Raw genomic sequence first — 15,966 nt, forward strand, 5'->3', positions numbered from 1 at the left:
CTCATGCTCTTACCATATTAAATACTTTAAAATCACAAAACATATCCCTGAAATAACAATCGACCCAATTACTGATATTACACTTCCCTTTAAGAAACCGATAAAATGGAATTTATAATCTTTGTACGCTTTATTTCCCTCACTCCCAGGAAGTACAATAAACTTCGGCTGCCAAGTGCAAAAAATAAGCCAGTCCATCACGATTAAATCAAATATATTCCAACACAGGCAGACTATAAGTATATGGCAAAAGATTATCCAATAACTTACTTGATTTTCATGATATGTATATATGCCACTCCAAAATATAAAAGCTACAATTAAAAGCATCGTTATTGTTTCAAACATATATGCAGCTTTTTTGTTTGTAAATGGAGGAAGATTAATAACCTCCTGTAGTTCTTTCGGATAATCTTGTAGAAATAAATGAGGCCACTTTATTTCAATAAATGTAACCGTACTGCTCCACATAAGTGCCCAAATTAATCCATGTATCAATGCTGTTCCCAAATTCACTAACATACACATCCTTTCACCTTCACATAATATAAAAGCTGGAGGAAATTTTTTGTTTATGTAAAATATTGGCGAAGTCAACTTGACTCTTTTTTTATATAAATCTAAATCCTTACCTAAAAAACTTTCATTTTGTATTTTTATAATCGGGGAGTTAAGCTTATCTAAATTGCTTTTATATAAATATTAGGCTATGTTTAATCATAGTGTTGATAATATGCCAATTTTAAAGGAATCCATTTTAGGATTCCTTTAATCAATATTTTACAAATTCACGAATTGTTGTTTTTCAAGTTTATCAATTAAATACCCTAATAAACCACCGAAAATCAATGTCATTACCATAGTCCAAATTGCTCCTGTTAAATTAGATTCTATTACAAAAATAGTTGAGGGGATAAATATAAGTATAGAAATAATAATTCCTTTTATAACTCCATGGAATCCCAACTTTGTTGTTGAAATAAAGAAGCCCACTATAACCCAAGTCAAGAAAGTTGATATATTAGCATCCCAAGCTACCTTTTGCAATATCATCGGTAAAACATTTATAATTCCTACAATAGTGCCTAAAATAATACCCAAATATGTTTTATTAAAAATTTTCATAAACAACTACTCCTTTCAATTTATTAAATCATTATGTCTTTATTATATTATACAATAATTAAGTATATATTTCAAATATTTAACATTATTGCATATAAATCGCTTCCCTAATTTTAAAATCCTTTAACTTTGTATCAGAATGAGATGTATGTGATTGAACTAATAAATGTTTGCTTTTTTCAGTATCCTTCTCTGTTTTAAAGAACTCTAACCACTTAAACCAGTACATGTAATTAGCAAGATATTTTGTTGCAACACTATGAAACTGATACATCCACTCTTTTAATTTGCTATGGAACGCATTAATATGCTGTATATGATATATGCCTTCCTTGCGCTTACCACGTTTAATCTGTTGTAGTTCAACATTTTAATTTTGAGCAAATTTAATATGCCTCTTATGTGAATCAGTACACAGAATAGATTCATCCTCAATTCTGTCTTTAAAAAGCCTTTCTAAGTCTGTGTGCTTTATTCTAGCCTTACAAATTAGTTCTGTTATAATATTTCCAGTTCTATCAATAGCACAAATTACTACCTCTATTACCCTCAACCCCTCGCATATGAGCTTTTCGGGGCATGATAAAAGTCTTGCTTTTCTTGTGGTTACCTTTAAACGATTCTCTAAAAAAAGTTTGTCCACTTCAATTACACCACCGACATTACCCACACCCATGTAGACTCTGATAGCATCTAAAAATTATATCTCCAAAAGAATGATGTAGGTATGCTTATTCCAACTAGCTCTGCACATTTTCTTATAGAATAACCATTTGCCATACATTTTGAATATAGTATCCACTTCTTAATATCTTTTTTACTGTTATAACGTGGTGAGAGTGTAAAGTCGGTAAAGGTCTTTCGGCAGGACTTTTTTAAAGCATTTTTGTTTTTTACAGACACTTGAAGCATAATATTCTTTGAGTTTTTCTCTTTCAATTTTTCTATTGATGAGAGTAAAATGTCTCTCCCATAACCATTCCCACGGTGTTCTGGGAGCACACCAAATCCATAAATACCTCCTACACCATCACATATTTCTAAACGAACTTTTCCTATGTTTTATTATTAATTTCTGCTATATAAGTAATTGCGCCACATTTTTCTTCTTCCTCAAACATACAAATATCCTCTTCTTTGAATTCCACATTTGAATATATATAATCCTGCACTGCAATTTCTTTTGCATCTTTATTTGTAGTTTTTCTTAAAACTACATCACGCGCTATTGTATTTTGTTTTAATTTATTTCTTAAAAACATCTCATATTCAGAGTTATCAAAGCTGGCACCTGTGGATTTAATAAATTCCTGTCCAGAACTAGAATTATTATCACTTAAAGAATATACTTTTCTTATTTGCTTGCAATTCATTTGATAATAGATGAATGAATAATTCTTCAAAAGCAGCGGCACTTGCAACCATACAAATTATATACATCAGAACATCTGATTGGGAAAAAGCAAGTGATAGTGGGAATGTAAATAGCACAAGCCCTGTAATTTTATTCCCATAAGTATGAAGTATCCCAAATGTTTTATACTTTACAAACACCACTATCATTGACACTACCCTAAATATTCCGATGATAACTACCCAGCCCTCTGGTGCTCCTGCACGAATTAGTGTATTACCTGTTGCATTACATGTCATCCAATCAATAAGAATTTTTTTCTTATCGTCTGTTAATATATCTCCAGTTGTGTATGCTTGTAAATCAGTTGCCAATTGTCTTGGTGTGCTAGTGTCCCTAATATCTTCAGGTATGGCTTCGTTTAGATCTGGTTCTATACGTGTAGGTTGCGTAACGTTATCCCCTAATTGATTAAGTGCTGATTTAAAACCATTAGGTCCACCTATATGATCAAATAAAAGGTTTACAGCTGTATTATCACTAAACCGTAATGCTGCATTGCAAATTTCTTCAATGGTCATGCCTTTATCAATGTTATCTTTTGTAATTGGAGCATAAGAAAGAACATCTTCTTTGTTATATTTAACTACTTGTTTAAGCTGCTCTAATGAATCTTGTTTTAAAACAGCACCAGCGGCTAAAGCTTTGAATGTAGAACAGTAAGCAAACCTATCATCATGGGCAAAAATACCCAACTTACAGGTGCAGTGCAAAGTGAAAATCAAAACTCAGAGCTTAAATTAAATGCACCCGAGCTTCTTCTATAAATTCCTACTTATATTTTTCTATCATACAAACACATTTTGACTTCATTTGAATATATATAATAGGGTAACATAATAATTTTTGGAGGAACAATATGAATCAAATGTACAATATGGAAGAACCCATGATGCCGTGGAGGATGGCACCTGCACCTATGCCTAATATGCCAAACATGCCCAATATGCCCAATATTCCTATGCCCATTATGCCTATATCTAACAGTACTATGCCTATGACTATGCCTGAGCATATGCAAATGATGCACATGCATATCATGATGCAAATGTATATAACTATACCGGAGTTCGTCAACATAGTTGTCGTAATTTTTATTTTTAACCTTTTTATGAAGATGCCTTCTCTATACAAACAAGCTCTTCTTCCTTTATCGGATTTAATGCCACATATTTTGGCAAATCCCAATTTCTGATTTCCCTACTCCACCTTTCAGGATGATTCCTCTTTGCCATTTCATACACTTTTTTTCTATTCTCTATGATATTTTTATCTAAACTATAGTGGCGCTGGTATGGGGTCAAATATTTGATGCCACTATGCATATGAACATGGTTGTACCAGTAAACAAACCTAGCCACCCATTCTCTTGCGTCAGCAATGCTTACAAAACCAGCATTAGGGAATGAAGGTACATATTTCATTGTTTTGAATAATGATTCCGAGTAAGGGTTGTCATTGCTCACTCTAGGCCTTGAAAAGGAACTCTGAACCCCTAGTTTTTCTAATGTAGCAAGGAAAGTTGCAGCTTTCATAGGACTTCCATTATCAGAGTGAAGTATAAGAGGCTTACCTGATATTTTCTGAGAAAGAATGGCGCGTTTAACAAGGAGTTGGGCATACTCTGCATTCTCTGTTTCCCAAACTTCATAACCAACAATCATACGGCTGAACATATCTAGTATCAGGTATAGCTTAAAGTATAGACCTTTCACAGAGCCGTCGAGCCAGGTTATGTCCCACGTCCAAACTTGGTTTTGTGCGGTTGCTATGTGGGTAGGCGGAACCCTTTTTACAGGAGCCTTCGTCTTAAATCTATGAGTGTTTTGTTTTTCTTCTCTAAGTATTCTGTGAATCGTAGATTCTGAAGCAATGTAAATTCCCTGATCAGCAAGCTTTGGAACTATTTGTGCAGGTACTAAATCAGCATACTCGTGGCTATTTATAACCTGTAGAATCACAGCTCTTTCTTCATCACTAAGCTTGTTTTTAGGGGGATTCCTATGTACTATGGGACGTTTATCTTCCGTGGATTCTGGCGTTAGCGACCATCGTTCATAGGTCCTAGTTGATATTCCAACTTCGTTGCAGCATGGGCTCACCCGAGCACCAGCTTGCACCGCTTCATTAATCAGTTTTAAAGCTTTAATGCGATCTGAGGCACTGATTAGTCTTCCTCTTGGTCCCCCCAAATCGCATGGACGTTTTTTCTTAGTACTAAAAGTGCCGCTGTTTCGGCTAAAGCTTTTTCTTTGAATCTAAGTTCTTTTTCAATTTTTCTGACTTTATCTTTTTCTTCTTTTAGTTCAGTTTTTAATTTTTTAGGATCTTCTATGCTACCACTGTTTGCATTAATACATTGTGATTTCCAGGCTTTTATATCATCTTTGTGGGTACCTTTTCTTCTGCAATATTCACCAAGTTCTTGCTCAGTTAAAGTGGCTGCCTCAAGAACCATATGAAATTTTTCCTCTGATGTCCAATCTCCATTTTGTTTTAAAATCTTTATTCCCTCTTTTTTTTCAGCATCTTTAATCCATTTATAAATTGTACCTTTATTTATCTTTTTATCTAGCGAAACTTTAGTTATACTTTCTTTTTCGGATCCTGTTACTCTTGCAAGTACTTCTTTTCTTATTTCTTCAGGGTACCCAATTTTACTAACCATGATATATTTCTCCTCTCGTAAAGCCTCTACTGTATAGTATACTATATTTATCTCTACGACAACTATCTTAACACATAGGGATACAAATGAATACTATGAAAATGATGGATAAAATGAATAAGATTGAGAATATGGATAAGAAATAAATGCAGGAAAAATTAATAAGTATGTAGTAGTTAAAATTAGAAAAGCATGAGTCTTAAACTATACTTATGCTTTTCTAATTTTTGTTAACAGCCTAAACCCAATTAATTACAATAAATTAAACTACTATATTACGTAATAAAAAAGAAGCCAATTTTTAAGCTTCTTATTATTCCATATTTATTTTATTATTTTTCTTAATAATTCTTTTTCCTTAATAAAAAATTCTTCTTCTGTTATAATTCGTTCATCTAATAATTCTTTATATTTCATAATTTCATCTGTTACACTTTGTTGTTCCATTAAACTTTCCATAGGTTGTTTAATAAGCATCTTGCACCTCATAACCCTTTCTTTTCCCTTTAAAGTATAATCTTAATAATTTATTTTGCTATCGATTTAAATAATACTGTCTGTTCTTTAATACCTTTCTCAGCTGCAAATCTTTCAATACTTGATGCACCAAAGAAACCATCTATCCCTTCTGTTCTTTCAATTACGTATGTAGCATCTTCTGGTTCTGCAATCGGTCCACCGTGACAAATTACCATAATATCTGGATTAACTTCTCTACCCGCTTTAATAATAGCTTCAATCTTCTTAACACAATCATCTAATGTAAGAGCTGTTTTTGCTCCAATTGTACCTTTGGTAGTCAAACCCATATGTGCGACTAAGATATCTGCTCCTGCTGCTGCCATAGCTTTTGCTTGATCTGGATTAAATACATAAGGAGTCGTAAGCATGTCTAATTCATGTGCTGTTCTAATCATTTCTACTTCTAATCCATATCCCATACCTGTTTCCTCTAAATTTTGTCTGAATACGCCATCAATTAAACCTACTGTTGGGAAATTTTGAACTCCATTAAACCCTTGATCCTTTAGTTGTTTTAAATATATTTCCATAACTCTAAAAGGATCAGTACCACATACCCCCGCTAAAACGGGTGTATGTTTTACAACAGGTAATACTTCTGAACCCATCTCAACCACAATTTGATTTGCATCACCATAAGATAATAATCCTGCAAGTGATCCGCGGCCTGCCATTCTATATCTTCCAGAATTATATATAATTAGCATATCAGCTCCGCCAGCTTCGCTGCTTTTAGCAGTAATACCTGTACCCGCTCCTACTCCTAATAGTATCTTTCCATTTTTAACTTCATCCTTAAACTTTATAATAATTTCTTTTCTCGTCATTTTATTCATTTCCAAATCCTCCTTAAATAGTTTGAATTTTGGTCACTAGTTTTTCAATTTTGGGATTATTACCTAAAATCCTATTACTACACTAATATATCCGAACATTATATCCTACTTACTCATTAAATCTATTAATTTTTGTGCTGCTACTTCTGCAAATACTGCATTGTTAATCTCACAATCCATTTCAATTACTTCTACAATGTTTTTGTTCACACCATTTCTTAAGGTGTCAAATAGCATCTTATCTTCTTCTACACCATAGAACTCTTGACCTTCTACATCAATGCCCGATATGCCTCTTAGTGGTAAAAATAAAGCAGTTTTCTCTTTTGCCATATTTAATTTCTCAACAAGCTTTTTCCCGATTGCTTCATTTTCTGCTACATTTGTTCTCATAAGTGTCACTGTCGGATTGTGCTTATAAAAATTACGTCCCTCAAACTTTTTTGGTACTGTATCGTATGTCCCAAAGTTGCACATATCAAGTGCACCTACTGATACAACTTGTGGAACATGATTTTTACTTGCGGCTTCTAAACGATGTTCCCCTGCATTCAAAACTCCACCGATAACTTCATCTGCCCACTCTGTTGTTGTAAGATCTAAAACTCCTTCAATAAATCCAGCCTCAATAAGTGCTTCCATCGACTGTCCACCTATACCTGTTGCATGGAACACAAGCACTTCATATCCTCTATCCTCAAGATATTTTCTGGCTGCCGTTACACATGGAGTTGTTACGCCAAACATAGTTGCAGCAATTAATTTTTTTTTCTCTACCACTTTTATGTTTTCAAATTTAACCATACCTGCTATTGCAAATACTGCATTTGCAAAAATCTTAGTTGAAATTGAATTAAGCCCTGAAACATCTACTACAGATGGCATCATAACAATATCACTTGTTCCTACATATGGAGCAGTATTTCCCGATGCTACTGTCGATACCATAACTTTTGGCACCCCAATAGGAAGTGCCCTCATTGCTGGTGTTACTAGTGAAGTTCCTCCACTACCTCCAAGGGATATTATTCCATCAAATTTACCTTCTTTGTATAATTTAGGTGCTAATTTTTCCATACCTTTTGATAATATTTCTGTTGCTAATGCTCTGTCCTTTTTATCAACGAGAGTTTTAATGTCTACGCCTGCTATCTCTGCTACTTCATTGTTTGATACATCAGGTTTAAATGTTGGCTTAAACACTCCTGTGTGAATCGTAAAAGTACTTAACCCCAAACCTTCAATCAATTCTTTTACATATAAATACTCATCACCTTTAGTATCAAATGTTCCTGCAATTGCAATTGTTTTCAATTTTTAACCCCCTATACAACTCTAAATTAATCATACTGCCATAGCTTCTTACCGTAAACGCTTTTATGTCTTATGTTTTTGTGCTTATGTATTATTTTTAGCTTTATATTGTTTGGGAGACAATCCCTTGTACTTTTTAAACATTTTGCTAAATTGTGAATAATCATGATAACCAACTAATGATGCTAACTCTGATAACTGGATATTTTCTCTTTCTAAAATTTCTACTGCTTTATTTATACGGAATTTAACTATATACTGTGGAAAACTGCAACCAATTTTCTTTTTGAATAGACTGCTTAAATAACTCCTAGATACATGCGCTACTGTAGCTAAATCTAAAAACGAAATATCATTCATATAATTTTCAGAAACGTATTCCTGCACAAATCCAACATAATCATAGTGTTTTGAAACTCCATCCAACATCTTAATCATTAAATCTTCTTCATTCAGCTGCCCTGCTATTTTGAAGGCTTTTGTTATATTTGTAATCGCCTTTTCTGATGGAATCCTCTCAAATGCAGACCCACCTATATATCCCATTAAGCTTTTATTACTACTATACATATACTGAATATCAATTGGTGTCTTTACAGGGCCACCATAAACCAACTTAATTACTTCTGGCTTTAATTCATTACATTTATTAAATATCTTGTCCACTTTAACCTTTGCAGCTTCCAGAGAGAATACTTTTTTTGCCCCTAATAACCCGCCTCCCGTTAATCCTAAATGTGCACAAATTATATCAGCTCCAGCATCAATCATCTGAGCTGTTTGTACCTCGTCAAACACAAATGCAACTGTAAACATATCTTTTTCATGGGCTATTCTTATTGCTTGTACTTCAATTAGATAATGCTGTCCATTGTCTTTAAGAGCCTCGCTAAATTGACCGTCAATTAGTCCAACTGTCGGGTAATTATTAATACCAGAAAAACCCATGCCCCTTATTTCATCTATGTAACTATTTATGTTTTTTGTAGGGTCTGTTGCATTAAGGCCAAAAATAATAGGTATGTCAGTTACCAAAGGCATTATTTCTTTAGAAGCAAAGTCCATTACCATATCATTGCTATTACAAAACGGTAAAAAACCTGCTAGTGAGCCCCTCCCCATTTGGCGAAACCTACCTGAATTTAACATCAAAAGAAAATCAGCCCCACCCTGTTTGGCATACGTTGCTGTTATTCCTGCACCTGCAGCTACCCCAATAATATGATTACCCATTTTTATTTGTAATTTTAAATTTTCTAGTATTTTTTCTCTTTTCATGCTTTCTAAGCCCCTTATTTTATTCATAATTCATTTCTTTGCTCATATTTTCTCTTCCAATATAATCCTCGCAGTCCTCAACCTTATTCTATCTTCATTATACTGCAAATTTTATCATTTTATCTTTATTCTACCTAAAATATCTTTTTTTACTTTTATCCATATTTAACGACATTTCAAAAGGTGATGATTTAACTAAAATTCTTCCCTCTAAATCACTTTGCTATCTTTTCTTATTATGGCATATATATTTTTTTTATTAGCATCAAACATCACACCACATTTCAAGTTTCTTACTCATTTGCCTAAATTGAAAATTAAGCCTAGATAAAACACCCTGATCATAATCCACCATGTTGAAAGAATAATTCCCCTTCATTATTTCATCTACCTCTAAAGAAAAGCTGTCTAGTTTTCGAACAAAATATTTTATTATGTACCACAAAAAAGCGATGCCAATCACAGCTATTACTGTAAGCTTCTTATATTTACAGCTATAGTATTTGGGTCTATAAAATCCCCATCAATATTCCACAATTCATTTAAAAGCTGCTCCTTTGCTAGAAATTGCTTAGGATTAATAATTAAATATTTGAATAATTTCAGTTCTGTATTACTTAAAAATATCTCCTCTTGATTTTTTTATATCTTCATGTCCTTAAGAGAAAAAACTATACCTTGAGACATAATCTTTTCTTCTCCTTTTTTCACACAATTCTTTCTAATGAGAGCATTACCTCAAGGTGATAAAAATTGAAAATATTATTAGCATATATTAGCTAATGTAACATCTTTGAGAACAATATTAAAATAACACGAGTATATTTAATATTCCCCTGGATTTATCGTTATTTTAATAATATTTTCTTAACGTGGTAAATTTACGCTTAGCGGTTACTACACCTTTTTCAGTAAGAATGGAAACAGATGATATAGAAAAACTCATAGAATTCATTCAAGAAAAGGGTAAGAGTAGTAAAGAGTTTAATCCTAGCGGTGAAGTAAAGCATTTTGATCAAGAAATGTAACTTTAGATACTAGATTAAGTATAATATATTCACTTGAATTTAGAATCAATTCTATTATATTTGTCATATTATGAACTAAAGATGCAGTTATATATTTGAAATTATATCTTTCAAAGAGCTGGATCTGTATACAAACTACTATATTTCTTTCAATATTGATCAAAAATAAATAAACAGGAGTGATAAGAAAATGAGTGTTAGACATTATGTGCTTGTTGCCACTGATGGGTTTATAGAACTTCCTACTTCTCCAGACCTACCGCCAGTAGGAACTGAGCGTAGAAAAGTGTATGTATTTGGTTTTGTTGGTGGGCTGTTAAGTGTTAATGGTAAAGTAGTAAATGAAGACCTTGATTGGACAAAGCCCTCTAATTGGCCAAAATTTAAAGCCTTGATAGGAACTGCTACCATACCTTCACCAATGATCTGGGGGGAAATGGGCGATAGAGTTTATATAACCTTGATAAATTTAGGCATGCCTACCGCAGGTATTATGGATAATCACACTGTGCATATGCACGGTGCCCATGTAGCGACTCAGCTGGATGGCTTCCCGGAATCATCCTTTGGAGTTCCTATGTGGATGGATTTTGATAAAGCCCCATCCGTGGCAACTTATCTTTTTGATACGGAACATCCCGGAACCTATATGTATCACTGTCATGTTGAGGCATCTGAGCATGTTCAGATGGGTATGTACGGAGCCCTGGTTGTCTATCCGTCCATGAAAAGTCTTAAATTGGTAGGTATAAGTAAATTATGTAATGGCGGCTGGGTATACAAAGGAAAACTACAACACCATATTTCTAAAACTGCTACAAATAGAAATTTTGCATACAATGATATACGTTCTTATTTTGACAAGGAATATATCATGTTACTTTCTGATATAGATACCAGATGGCATGATAGTGTTCAAACCGGTGGTAATTTTAATCCTGTGGATTTTAAACCTGACTTTTGGCTTGTAAATGGTCGTGCCTTCCCGGACACCTTACTTCCACATCCCTTAACTCCTTCTCCAGGCAGTAATAAAGATGTATCTCAGATTAACTACGAATCCTATGTGCATGTGAAAACAGGAGAAATGTTCCTGCTTAGAATGATTAATATGGGCTATCAGGTCGTACCATGGCATATACACGGATGGCATTTTGCAGTAATAGGTAAGGATGCTAATCCAAGCCCATTCTTAAAGATGTCTGAAACACTAGTTTTACAAGGACATGAGGGCCTTGAAAGAGGCTTTACAGCTACAATAGGTTCAGGAGAAACGTTTGACCTATTGATAGAAGCCGAAGATAAACGTCCACAATATAGAAACTATATTGTAAATGGACAAGATTGTATACCCTCTTTGTGTAAGCAAATGCATGAAATAAATAATATAGACCCAAATGCAATAGCTAATATTCCAACTGAACCAGTCAACATCAATAATATAAATACAGTCAATTATGTAGATATCTGCGATGAACCTTCAGCTGTTAATGACAACTTTTTCCCTCAATTTTATCCTATGCACAATCATGATGATTATAAAGTTACTAACAATGGAGTGTATCCAGGAGGACAATTGACCTACATTCAAACTGATGCTCCTGAGTCAAAGCGTGAAAAAAAGCATAATCACGTTACTTGTCCTGAAGATGGGTGTGATCCTTGGTGTGAAAAAGAAAATTAGTATAAATGTAGTTGAGGTAAGGCCTTTCTGTAAAAGGCAGTGACTTCTTATTTATACTCCTTCATAGCAAAAGCACCATAAAATCCATTCCTGAATAATACGGTGTTTTCATGCTCTGCTGTGTTTTTTAATGTAATACAAAAGTTGAACTGATCCCTATAAAATAGACAGTGGAAATAATAAAAACTAATCAAGCGGCCTGACCCCTAAATTTCAAAGGGCTAAGGCCGTTTAATCTTTTTGTAAACGCTTGGTATTGCAGAATATAATATATTCATCAATTGCATTAGACAGATCTTCATATGTATTATATTTGTGTAAATAGTACTCTTCACACTTGAGATGTAACACCAGTAATTGTAACCTCTCTATTTTTTTCTTATTATCAGCAAACAACAAATGTGCGCTATATTACGAGATAATTCAATTAAAATAAAATTACACTAAGCTTTTTTTAATCTCTAATAAATAGTTTTTTCTTATAACAAGGAAATATATGATTTGGACAATCAACATAATTCCTACAACCTGTAATGCTGGTACAGTTATCTCAAATCCAAAAGCGGATTTTAATGAACACATGGCAAAGAAAAAATGTACAACAGCAATTATATATGGAAGTAAAAATAATGCCCCTATCTCAATATTTAACACCTTCTTTATTTCACTATAAGTTAATCCTATTTTATTCAATTGTTTATACTTCTTTTTATCCTCTATAAGATCCATGTAACACTTGTTATATAAGAAACTTGCGGTTGTTACAAAAAATATAAGTCCTATAAATATTGCGCTAAACAAAATTACCCCATAGTTTATTTTAGTTCTTTCCAATATATATGCTTTCAGAAAATTATTATAATATTTATCACCTTTATCATCGCCAAACTTATTATAACAATTATTACCTATACTTAATGTATCCTTATAATTATTTACATTAAGTGCTCCAAAGTAACACTTAGACCCCTTCATTTTTTCATATACATCATCTTTAACCACATATACCTTTTCATAAATTGCTGGGATTACTCCTTCATCACCGCTACTAACAACCTTTAATTCCTTATTTTCTAAAGTAACATTTTCTCTTTCATCTTTAGCTAAAGCTTCGACTATTCTGGTCTCATTTTCTTTTAAAATAATAGTATTTAAAGATAATTCTACTGCTAATTTGTTATAAATTTCTTCTTTAATTATAGTTACTTCATCTTTGCCACCATCAGGTATAACAAACTTCATTTCGCCATTAACCTTAGTATAATCTATCTCTTCATTTTTCAATGAATCTTCTATAAAATCGACTTTATAATCAATTTTAGTTTTATTATTATAAGTATCAACACAGAAAAATGCTTGTGGAAAATTTTTATTTACCTCGTTTTCTTTATCTCTCCAATAGGCATATACTGATCCTATTGATGAAAGGGCAACGGTTGAAGTTATTGTAATTAAGAAAAGCATTCTTGTATTATCCTTAATTCTATATAATAAATCTGATACCCATAGCACTGTAGTTTTTTTCATATAAAAATTTCTATTTTTTTTAAGTAACTTAAATAAAAATACACTTAACTGAGAAAATAATAAGTATGTTGCTGTGACCACCATTATTGTTACAGGTATTATTCTATAGATTATTGTCTTTTCCGTCGATGTAATTGATAAATAATATCCTATTGTAAGTAATAATATGCATATAATCGAGAGAATAGCCGATGATTTTGGTTCTGATTTGGGTTTTTTAGTTCCTTTAAGTAATCTTAAAACCATATCTTCTTTTATAATAAAGCAGCAAAATATTGGAATTACTATTCCTACCATTACAAATGCAATTAAGGTAATAATCATAGCTTTAACTGGAATATAAAATCCTAGAGCATTAAATCCTAATAACTTTCCACTAGCTGCTAAAAGTATTTTCGAAAATACTATTCCGACTATTATCCCTACTACTCCCGATACTGAACTAATTATTATATTTTCAATGCTTATCATCCTCTGTATTTGTTTTTTTGATGCACCTATGATATAAAGTATTCCAAATTCTTTATATCTACTTTTTAAAAAGACGCTTACTGAGTAAAATACAAAGAAACATAAAAACAAGTATGCAATTACGGCTGTAACATAAAGTGTATTTCTTAGCTGATTAGGCACCATAAAGTCAGGATGAACTATTATCATAGTAAAAGAGAATAGTAAGGTCGCTGATATGCTACTACTTAAAAAGTAAGCGAAATACGCTTTTATATTTCTATACACATTTTTAGTGGCAAACTCTCTAAAATTCATTAGTTTCCCCCTCCCATTAGTGCAAGCACATCAATAATTTCTTGATAAAACTGTTTTCTGCTATCTCCCTTATAAATTTCATTATATATAGTTCCATCTTTTATAAATAGAATTCTATTACAATAACTTGCTGAAAATGCATCGTGAGTTACCATCATTGTAGTTACTTTTTCATCTTTATTTATTTTTTCAAATAATTCCATTACATTTTTAGCAGCTTTTGAATCCAAGTTACCAGTTGGCTCATCAGCGAGTATCAGCGTAGGATTATGTATTAATGCCCTTGCAATAGATGTCCTTTGAGCTTCTCCACCTGATATTTCAAAAGTTCTCTTGTTAATTAGTTTTTCTATTACAAGTATCTTTGATATTCTATTAAGTTCCGCATCCTGGTTTTTTACTGGTACACCATCTAATGTAAGTGGAAGCACTATATTTTCACCAATAGTTAAAGTATCTAGCAAATTGAAATCTTGAAATACAAATCCTAATTCTCTCCTTCTAAATAAGGCCAGATCATCACCCTTAAGCGTTAAAGGATTTATATCTTTTATTCTTATCTCTCCGGAGGTTGGCTTATCTACTGTTGAAATCATATTTAACAGTGTTGTCTTACCACTTCCTGACGGCCCCATTATCCCTACAAATTCACCTTCTTCTATTGTGAAACTTATATTATCCAATGCACTGAATGTTATTTTATTACCATATACCTTGCTTAAATTCTTTACAGCTAAAATATCCATATTACTTACTCCTCCTATTATGTTAAAATGATTATGTTAAGATGATAATCTTAGTTAATACTAATACTCCAAGTAAAATCCCTACTACTATTCTATATACTGCAAATACTTTCATTGGCTTCTTTTTTAAATAATCAACAAATTTTTTCATAACAATTAAGGACACCATGAAAGCCACAACAAATCCAGCTATTAATGAAATCCATAATGTTTTCGTCATTATAGAATAATCAAATTCAAATAAGTCCTTACCTGTTGCCCCTATCATAGCTGGAATCGCTATGAAAAACGAAAATTCTGCAGCTATCGGTGTTGATAATCCTGCAATCCATCCACCCATAATTGTAGATGCACTTCTTGACATTCCTGGCCACACACAAAGAAGTTGTAATATACCAATTTTTAATGATTGTACAGGGGTTATGCTATCTATACTATCTACCTTATGCTTCTTTCCTACGAAACTCTTTTCGACTATCAGTAATAATAATCCACCAACTATAAATCCTACTATGACAGCTTCGGGTATAAATTTCGATTTTATTTTATCGTAAAATGTTACTCCTACAATAGCCATGGGAATAGAAGCTGCAACAACATTAATCCCAAATCTAAATCCCTTTTCCCCCTCTCTTCCTTTAGTAAATATAAACTTAAAAAATTCTATTATACTTTCTTTGATTTTCTTCCAATACAAAACAACAACTGCCATTATTGCCCCAAGTTGAATTACAACTACAAACATCTCTACGAATTTTCCTTCAAACCCAATTGCCCATCCAATTAATATCATGTGCCCTGTAGAAGATACTGGGATAAACTCAGTTAGGCCCTCTACTATTGCTATTATGATTGCTTTTAATAAAAATATTATATCTATGTCTTATCACTCCTTACAAACTAATTATTACTTTATATATAGTTTATAATAATAATGTATAAAGTACTATCTGCAAAGCTTACAGGAATGTGACATGGTTGTAAGCTTTGCAATTATTAGTTGTTGCAGCTCCGCAGAAGACAATTTAACGCCCTAAAAAAAAGCATATAAAATAA

Annotated in this window: 17 protein-coding genes and 1 pseudogene; 1 reads left to right on the forward strand and 17 read right to left on the reverse strand. The window is 32.6% G+C overall.

The window, feature by feature from the left end; genetic code table 11:
• Positions 1-9: 9 nt before the first annotated feature.
• From ACWJJT_RS03055 to ACWJJT_RS03115, 13 genes and pseudogenes are all read right to left on the reverse strand, one after another.
• The gene (locus tag ACWJJT_RS03055; RefSeq protein WP_216304009.1) at positions 10-522 is read right to left on the reverse strand and encodes a hypothetical protein; all 513 of its coding nucleotides are present in this window, start codon (positions 520-522) and stop codon (positions 10-12) included.
• A 258-nt stretch (positions 523-780) separates the two neighbouring features.
• Positions 781-1,125 carry a hypothetical protein gene (locus tag ACWJJT_RS03060; RefSeq protein WP_220287148.1) on the reverse strand — a complete coding sequence of 115 codons (345 nt, stop codon included), beginning with the start codon at positions 1,123-1,125 and terminating at the stop codon, positions 781-783.
• A 370-nt stretch (positions 1,126-1,495) separates the two neighbouring features.
• On the reverse strand, positions 1,496-1,768 hold the full coding sequence (locus ACWJJT_RS03065; RefSeq protein ID WP_220287144.1) for a hypothetical protein: 273 nt from the start codon (positions 1,766-1,768) through the stop codon (positions 1,496-1,498).
• Positions 1,769-1,818: 50 nt separating this feature from the next.
• Entirely contained in the window at positions 1,819-2,184 is a 366-nt protein-coding gene (locus ACWJJT_RS03070) for a GNAT family N-acetyltransferase (protein WP_220287168.1), read from the reverse strand.
• The gene (locus ACWJJT_RS03075) at positions 2,181-2,498 is read right to left on the reverse strand and encodes a hypothetical protein (protein WP_216304006.1); all 318 of its coding nucleotides are present in this window, start codon (positions 2,496-2,498) and stop codon (positions 2,181-2,183) included. The genes ACWJJT_RS03070 and ACWJJT_RS03075 overlap by 4 nt, the downstream gene beginning before the upstream one ends.
• 217 nt (positions 2,499-2,715) lie before the next feature.
• Positions 2,716-3,237 (reverse strand): annotated as a pseudogene (gene bla, locus ACWJJT_RS03080) (class A beta-lactamase); the annotation flags it as partial.
• A gap of 411 nt (positions 3,238-3,648) precedes the next feature.
• Positions 3,649-4,731 (reverse strand): IS3 family transposase, encoded by a 1,083-nt coding sequence (locus ACWJJT_RS03085; RefSeq protein ID WP_220320458.1) that lies wholly within the window; start codon positions 4,729-4,731, stop codon positions 3,649-3,651.
• On the reverse strand, positions 4,707-5,207 hold the full coding sequence (locus tag ACWJJT_RS03090; protein ID WP_462956012.1) for a hypothetical protein: 501 nt from the start codon (positions 5,205-5,207) through the stop codon (positions 4,707-4,709). Before ACWJJT_RS03090 ends, ACWJJT_RS03085 begins: the two co-directional genes overlap by 25 nt.
• Before the next feature lie 324 nt (positions 5,208-5,531).
• Positions 5,532-5,684: a hypothetical protein gene (locus ACWJJT_RS03095; protein WP_216304030.1), complete on the reverse strand. Its 153-nt coding sequence runs from the start codon at positions 5,682-5,684 to the stop codon at positions 5,532-5,534.
• Between the two features lie 50 nt (positions 5,685-5,734).
• Positions 5,735-6,565, reverse strand: a complete 831-nt coding sequence (locus tag ACWJJT_RS03100; RefSeq protein WP_216304004.1) for a phosphoenolpyruvate hydrolase family protein — start codon at positions 6,563-6,565, stop codon at positions 5,735-5,737.
• 105 nt (positions 6,566-6,670) lie between these two features.
• Positions 6,671-7,879, reverse strand: coding sequence for a Tm-1-like ATP-binding domain-containing protein (locus ACWJJT_RS03105; RefSeq protein WP_216304003.1), 1,209 nt, complete (start codon positions 7,877-7,879; stop codon positions 6,671-6,673).
• An 84-nt stretch (positions 7,880-7,963) separates the two neighbouring features.
• Entirely contained in the window at positions 7,964-9,157 is a 1,194-nt protein-coding gene (locus tag ACWJJT_RS03110) for a phosphoenolpyruvate hydrolase family protein (RefSeq protein WP_216304002.1), read from the reverse strand.
• 468 nt (positions 9,158-9,625) lie between these two features.
• Entirely contained in the window at positions 9,626-9,784 is a 159-nt protein-coding gene (locus ACWJJT_RS03115; protein WP_216304028.1) for a winged helix-turn-helix domain-containing protein, read from the reverse strand.
• Between the two features lie 591 nt (positions 9,785-10,375).
• Here ACWJJT_RS03115 and ACWJJT_RS03120 point away from each other — a divergent pair.
• Entirely contained in the window at positions 10,376-11,869 is a 1,494-nt protein-coding gene (locus ACWJJT_RS03120) for a multicopper oxidase domain-containing protein (RefSeq protein WP_220287142.1), read from the forward strand.
• A 231-nt stretch (positions 11,870-12,100) separates the two neighbouring features.
• Here ACWJJT_RS03120 and ACWJJT_RS03125 read toward each other — a convergent pair whose 3' ends face one another.
• The 4 genes from ACWJJT_RS03125 to ACWJJT_RS03140 all read right to left on the reverse strand — a co-directional run bounded on the left by ACWJJT_RS03125 (position 12,101) and on the right by ACWJJT_RS03140 (position 15,790).
• Positions 12,101-12,220 (reverse strand): IS3 family transposase, encoded by a 120-nt coding sequence (locus ACWJJT_RS03125; RefSeq protein ID WP_369811884.1) that lies wholly within the window; start codon positions 12,218-12,220, stop codon positions 12,101-12,103.
• Positions 12,221-12,307: 87 nt separating this feature from the next.
• Complete coding sequence (locus tag ACWJJT_RS03130) at positions 12,308-14,164, reverse strand: FtsX-like permease family protein (protein ID WP_220287140.1); 1,857 nt, start codon at positions 14,162-14,164, stop codon at positions 12,308-12,310.
• Positions 14,164-14,910: an ABC transporter ATP-binding protein gene (locus ACWJJT_RS03135; RefSeq protein ID WP_220287138.1), complete on the reverse strand. Its 747-nt coding sequence runs from the start codon at positions 14,908-14,910 to the stop codon at positions 14,164-14,166. The genes ACWJJT_RS03130 and ACWJJT_RS03135 overlap by 1 nt, the downstream gene beginning before the upstream one ends.
• Positions 14,911-14,941: 31 nt before the next feature.
• The gene (locus tag ACWJJT_RS03140) at positions 14,942-15,790 is read right to left on the reverse strand and encodes an undecaprenyl-diphosphate phosphatase (RefSeq protein WP_220287136.1); all 849 of its coding nucleotides are present in this window, start codon (positions 15,788-15,790) and stop codon (positions 14,942-14,944) included.
• Positions 15,791-15,966 lie beyond the last annotated feature (176 nt).

The organism is Clostridium sp. CM041 (assembly GCF_055081035.1).

Excerpts from the sequence above, each read along its gene's own strand:
- ACWJJT_RS03130 (WP_220287140.1), bottom strand. The coding sequence starts at position 14,164 with ATGAATTTTAGAGAGTTTGCCACTAAAAATGTGTATAGAAATATAAAA.
- ACWJJT_RS03095 (WP_216304030.1), bottom strand. The coding sequence starts at position 5,684 with ATGCTTATTAAACAACCTATGGAAAGTTTAATGGAACAACAAAGTGTA.
- ACWJJT_RS03090 (WP_462956012.1), bottom strand. The coding sequence starts at position 5,207 with ATGGTTAGTAAAATTGGGTACCCTGAAGAAATAAGAAAAGAAGTACTT.
- ACWJJT_RS03055 (WP_216304009.1), bottom strand. The coding sequence starts at position 522 with ATGTTAGTGAATTTGGGAACAGCATTGATACATGGATTAATTTGGGCA.
- ACWJJT_RS03110 (WP_216304002.1), bottom strand. The coding sequence starts at position 9,157 with ATGAAAAGAGAAAAAATACTAGAAAATTTAAAATTACAAATAAAAATG.
- ACWJJT_RS03120 (WP_220287142.1), top strand. The coding sequence starts at position 10,376 with ATGAGTGTTAGACATTATGTGCTTGTTGCCACTGATGGGTTTATAGAA.
- ACWJJT_RS03075 (WP_216304006.1), bottom strand. The coding sequence starts at position 2,498 with ATGAATTGCAAGCAAATAAGAAAAGTATATTCTTTAAGTGATAATAAT.
- ACWJJT_RS03100 (WP_216304004.1), bottom strand. The coding sequence starts at position 6,565 with ATGAATAAAATGACGAGAAAAGAAATTATTATAAAGTTTAAGGATGAA.
- ACWJJT_RS03135 (WP_220287138.1), bottom strand. The coding sequence starts at position 14,910 with ATGGATATTTTAGCTGTAAAGAATTTAAGCAAGGTATATGGTAATAAA.
- ACWJJT_RS03060 (WP_220287148.1), bottom strand. The coding sequence starts at position 1,125 with ATGAAAATTTTTAATAAAACATATTTGGGTATTATTTTAGGCACTATT.